The organism is Falsiroseomonas oryzae (genome assembly GCF_027856955.1).
GTDB classification, from domain to species: domain Bacteria; phylum Pseudomonadota; class Alphaproteobacteria; order Acetobacterales; family Acetobacteraceae; genus Falsiroseomonas; species Falsiroseomonas oryzae.
Genome location: NZ_JAPSMD010000386.1, coordinates 1 through 5,147, shown reverse-complemented (window position 1 = coordinate 5,147; position 5,147 = coordinate 1). Strand labels below are relative to the sequence as shown.

5 protein-coding genes are annotated in these 5,147 nt (G+C 73.1%); 3 read left to right on the top strand and 2 right to left on the bottom strand.

The features are described from left to right. The coding region (locus OZN99_RS25055; protein ID WP_270937964.1) for a hypothetical protein at nt 1-329 on the bottom strand (329 nt) is incomplete at its 3' end. Nucleotides 330-387: 58 nt separating this feature from the next. Beyond that, nucleotides 388-1,335 (bottom strand): hypothetical protein, encoded by a 948-nt coding sequence (locus tag OZN99_RS25050; RefSeq protein WP_270937963.1) that lies wholly within the window; start codon nt 1,333-1,335, stop codon nt 388-390. Between the two features lie 21 nt (nt 1,336-1,356). On the opposite strand from OZN99_RS25050, the gene OZN99_RS25045 reads away from it, so the two are divergent. Genes OZN99_RS25045 through OZN99_RS25035 form a run of 3 tightly spaced genes read left to right on the top strand, consistent with a single transcriptional unit; the run spans nt 1,357 to nt 5,012 of the window. Further along, a complete protein-coding gene (locus OZN99_RS25045; protein ID WP_270937962.1) occupies nt 1,357-1,890 on the top strand; it encodes a pentapeptide repeat-containing protein in 534 nt (177 codons plus the stop codon). Continuing rightward, a complete protein-coding gene (locus tag OZN99_RS25040) occupies nt 1,887-4,091 on the top strand; it encodes an ATP-dependent helicase (protein ID WP_270937961.1) in 2,205 nt (734 codons plus the stop codon). The genes OZN99_RS25045 and OZN99_RS25040 overlap by 4 nt, the downstream gene beginning before the upstream one ends. A 3-nt stretch (nt 4,092-4,094) precedes the next feature. After that, nucleotides 4,095-5,012, top strand: coding sequence for a 50S ribosomal protein L11 methyltransferase (locus tag OZN99_RS25035; protein WP_270937960.1), 918 nt, complete (start codon nt 4,095-4,097; stop codon nt 5,010-5,012). The last annotated feature ends 135 nt before the right edge of the window (nt 5,013-5,147 follow it).

The window sequence follows — 5,147 nt, the reverse complement described above, 5'->3', positions numbered from 1 at the left end:
GGCGGCTCCGGCAGGGCCGAGGCGGCGAGCGCGGCCAGGCCGCGCGGCTCCTCCTCCGGCGGCGGGGCGGCGGGGGTCGCCTGGGCGACGGCCTCGGCCACCGCGGCCTGGGTCTCGGCGGGCGTCAGGCAGGGGCCGAGATAGGCATAGCGCTGCGCCGCCTCGGGCGGATTGAGCGTGCTGCCGTCCCAGATCACCCAGTGGCGCAGATGCGGATTCCAGCCGATCGGCAGCGGATGCAGCCCGCCATCCTCGGCACGCGTCACCCAGTGCCAGGGGCGGGCCGAATCCTTCGGCTCTCCGGGGCGCGCCGGGTCGGGCCAGGCCATGTGCGATCCTCCACCTCTGTGATGCGGCAAGTCCGATGTGCGCCGCGGTCGCGGCGCGTCAACTCGTCAGCCCCGCCGCACGCAGCCTGTCGTACACCGGGCGCAGCAGGAAGGGGCTGAGGAAGAGCGGGAACTGGCAGAGCGCGAAGAACAGCAGGATGCGGCTGTCCGTCGCCGCCGGCAGCACGGCGAGATAGAGCGCCATGTTGCGGTTGCCGGAGAGCAGCCCGCTGGCCAGCGCCAGGCCGCGCCCGGCCGGCAGCATCACCAGCGCGGTCAGGGCGTTCAGGCCGAAATTCGCGACGAAGGCGAGCACCAGCCCGGCGGCGATCCAGGCCGGCTCGGCCAGCAGCTTGGCCTGCATGCCGTCCATCACGCCGATGCCGTAGATCACCAGCAGCATCACGATGCTGCCATCCACCCGGCCTGACCACGCGGCCAGGCGATCCGGCGGCACCAGGCGCCGGATCGCCAGCGCCACCAGCAGCGGCACGCCGACGATCAGCGCCAGCCGCGCCATCAGCCCGCCGATCGAGATCGCCAGGTCGATGCCGAGCAGCCCAAGCGCCAGCGGTGGCGCGGTGAACGGCACCAGCAGGGTGGACAGCACCGCGACGACCAGCGAGATCGATGCATCGAGCCCGACCAGCCGCGCGAAGGCAGGCGAGGACGTGGCCGCGCAGCCCGTTGCCATGATCACCACCGCCGCGCCCAGCGGCCCGTCCAGCCCCACGGCGCGCACCAGCGCGTAGGCGATCAGCGGGCAGACCAGCAGGATCCAGGCCAGCAGCGCACCGATCAACAGCGGCCGGCGCAGGTAGCCCAGCACCTTCGCCAGGTCGATCCGCAGCATCACCAGCGTCATCAGGCTGGCGACCGTGACGGTCAGCGTCTCGCGCAGCACGGCCGCGAGCGGCGGGGCCGCAACGCCGACGAAGATGCAGCCCGCCAGCAGCAGGCCGCCATGCCGGGCCGCCCATTCCAGGAAGATCTTGAGGACGGCCAAGGGCGGAGGGTGCGGCAGCGGTTGGAGACGTTCGGGCTGTGTTCTATATCCCCGCTCGTGTTCCCGCGCCATCTCCCCGCCCTCGTGCTGCTGACGATCCTCGTCGCGCAGCCGGCCCTTGCGGCCTGCACCGATCCTCCCGCGCCGGAGGTGGTCTGGCGACGCTGCCTGCTGGACGGGCGCGACCTGTCCGGCGCCGACCTGTCGCGCGCACATCTGCGCGATGCGTCCTTCCAGCGCGGCCGCCTGGGCGGCACGCGCCTGGTCGGCGCGGATGCCACCGATGCGCGCTTCGTCTCCGCCGACCTCACCGGCGCGGACATGACCGAGGCGACGCTGCGCGAGGCCGACTTCACCCGCGCGACGCTGCGCGGCGCGAAGCTGATGCGGACCGACATGCGGCGGGCCCGGCTGTTCCGCGCCGACCTGACCGGGGCCGACCTGACGGGCGCTGAACTGGGCGGGGCCGACCTCTCGGGCGCCACGCTGGACGGCGCCCGCTGGACCGACGGCCAGCGCGTCTGCGCAGTCGGCAGCGTGGGCACCTGCCAGTGAGCGACTACCTCGCGACGCTGAACCCCGAGCAGCGCGAGGCGGTCGAGACGATCGACGGCCCGCTGCTGGTGCTGGCCGGCGCCGGCACCGGCAAGACCCGCGTGCTGACCACTCGCTTCGCGCATATCCTGATGAGCGGGAAGGCCCGCCCGTGGGAGGTGCTGGCCGTCACCTTCACCAACAAGGCCGCGCGCGAGATGCGGGAGAGGATCTCCCACATCCTCGGCCGGCCGGTGGAGGGGCTGTGGCTCGGCACCTTCCACGCGCTTTGTGCGCGCATGCTGCGGCGGCATGCGGAGATCGTCGGCCTCAAGACGTCCTTCACGATCCTCGACGCCGACGACCAGCTGCGCCTGCTGAAGCAGGTGATGGAGGCCGCCGGCGTGGACCTGAAGCGCTGGCCGGCGCAGGGCATGATGGCGATCATCCAGCGCTGGAAGGACCGCGGCCTGACGCCGGCGCGCGTAACCCCGGCGGAGGACACCGACTACGCCGGCAACCGCGGCCGCGCGATCTACGAGAGCTACCAGGCCCGCCTGCGGGAGCTGAACGCGGCCGATTTCGGCGACCTGCTTCTGCACATGACGGAGATCCTGCGCAGCCGGCCCGACGTGCTGGCCGACTACCACCGCAGCTTCCGCTACATCCTGGTGGACGAGTACCAGGACACCAACCTGGTGCAGTATCTCTGGCTGCGGCTGCTGGCGCAGCGCCCCGACCCCCAGCCGCAGAACATCTGCTGCGTCGGCGACGACGACCAGTCCATCTATTCCTGGCGGGGCGCGGAGATCGAGAACATCCTGCGCTTCGAGAAGGATTTCCGCGGCGCGCGGATCGTGCGGCTGGAGAGCAACTACCGCTCCACCCGGCCCATCCTGGGCGCGGCCGCGGGCCTGATCGCGCGCAACACCGGCCGGCTCGGCAAGACGCTGCGGCCCGGGCGCCAGGATGCGGAGGGGGAGAAGGTCCGCGTCGTCTCGCTGTGGGACAGCGAGGAGGAGGCGCGCATGGTGGGCGAGCGCATCGAGGCGCTGCGCCGCTCCGGCCATTCGCTGAACGAGGTCGCCATCCTGGTGCGTGCGGGCTTCCAGACGCGCAGCTTCGAGGAACGGCTGATCGTGCTCGGCCTCCCCTACCGCGTCGTCGGCGGGCTCAAGTTCTACGAACGGCAGGAGGTGCGCGACGCGCTGGCCTATCTGCGCGTGCTGGCGCAGCCGGCCGACGACCTGGCCTTCGAGCGCATCGTCAACACGCCGAAGCGTGGCCTGGGCGATGCCGGGTTGCGCGCCATCCATGTGCTGGCGCGCGAGCAGCGCATCCCGCTGCACGACGCGGCGGCCCGCATCGTGGAGGGCGACGCGCTGAAGCCGAAGCCGCGCGCCGCGGTGCGCGAGCTGATCCAGGGCTTCGCCCGCTGGCGCGGCGTGAACGAGAAGGAAGGCCACGTCGTCGCCGCGGCGACGCTGCTGGAGGAGAGCGGCTACACCGCCATGTGGCAGGCCGACCGCAGCCCGGAGGCGCCGGGCCGGCTCGAGAACCTGAAGGAATTGCTGCGCGCGATGGGGGAGTTCCAGAACCTCTCGGGCTTCCTGGACCACGTCGCGCTGGTGATGGAGAACGACGAGAACGCGGAGGGCGCGCGGCTGCAGATCATGACGCTGCACGCCGCGAAGGGCCTGGAGTTCGACACGGTGTTCCTGCCGGGCTGGGAGGAGGGGCTGTTCCCCAGCCAGCGCAGCCTGGACGAGGGCGGGGAGAAGGCGCTGGAGGAGGAGCGCCGCCTCGCCTATGTCGGCATCACGCGCGCCCGCAAGCGCGCCATCATCAGCCACGCCGCGAACCGCCGCATCTACGGCAACTGGTCGGCCGCCATCCCCTCCCGCTTCCTCGACGAGCTGCCGGAGGAGATGGTGACGCGCGAAGGTGGCGCGGCGCGGCCGCGCTTCGCGGAGACGCCCTCCGTCTTCGCCGGCGGCGGGCTGCTGGCGCGGCGCCCGCGCGTGATCGAGGCCGGCGCCTGGGAGGTGAAGGAGCGCCCGGCGCAGGCCGCCGCCTTCGCCCGCGGCGACCGCGTGTTCCACGACAAGTTCGGCTACGGCACGGTGCTGGCGGTGGATGACGACCGGCTGGACGTGGCCTTCGACAAGGCCGACACCAAGCGCGTCCTCGACCGCTTTCTGAAGCCCGCGAGCGAGGCCTGAGCGATGCGCGACACCTACGCGATGCAGCGCGACCGCCGCGCCGATCCGCTGGAGACCATCTGGCTCGACGCGCTGCCGGAGCAGGCCGTGCCGGCCTTCGAGGCGGCGCTGCAGACCGTCTGCCGCTCCGTCGCGCTGTTCCGCGACGAGGCGACCGACACCTGGCGCGTGGAGGGCGTGCGCCCGCAGGGTGCCGGCGATGCCGAGCTGGAAGGTGCGCTGGCGCTGGCCGCGGCGGTCACCGGCGTGGATGCCGCGCTGCAGGGCGCGCCGGTGGAGGCTGAAGGCTGGCTCGCCCGCACCGTCGCCAGCTTCGGCGAGCAGGAGATCGGCGGCGACTTCCTGATCCGGCCGACCCATGTGCCGCCCCGCCTCACTTACGGCCGCACCGTGCTCACGCTGGATGCGGGGATCGCCTTCGGCTCGGGCGAGCATGCCTCGACGCGCGGCTGCCTCATCGCCTTCGCGCGGGCGGCGAAGGACCGGCGGCCGATGCGGCGGGTGCTGGATCTCGGGACGGGATCGGGGATCCTGGCGATGGCCGCGGCGAAGCAGCGGAAGCGACGCGTGCTGGCCACCGACATCGAGCCCTGGAGCGTCCGCGTCGCCGAGCAGAACGCGCGCATGAACGGCGTGGGCGCCCTGGTGCGCGCGCGGCTGGCCGATGGCTGGGGCGAGCGGCATGTGCGGGCAGGCCGGCCCTATGACCTGGTCTTCGCCAACATCCTGGCGCGGCCGCTCTGCGCCATGGCGAAGCACCTGGCCGCGGGCCTCGCGCCCGGCGGCACGGCGATCCTGGCGGGGCTGCTGGGGACGCAGGCGCGGATGGTGCTGGCCGCGCATCGCCGGCAGGGGCTGCGGCTGGAGCGCGCGCTGCCCGTCGGCCCGTGGACGACGCTGGTGCTGCGCAAGGCGGCGTAGCGCCCCGGAAAAAAGAACGGGGCCGGCGCCCGGGGGGTGGGCGCCGGCCCCGTGCGTCCGCGGGAGCCGGGGGAGAGAGGGGGAGGTCCGGCCCCCGCGGAGTGACGGTCAGGCGGCCGCGGCGCTCGCCCGCGC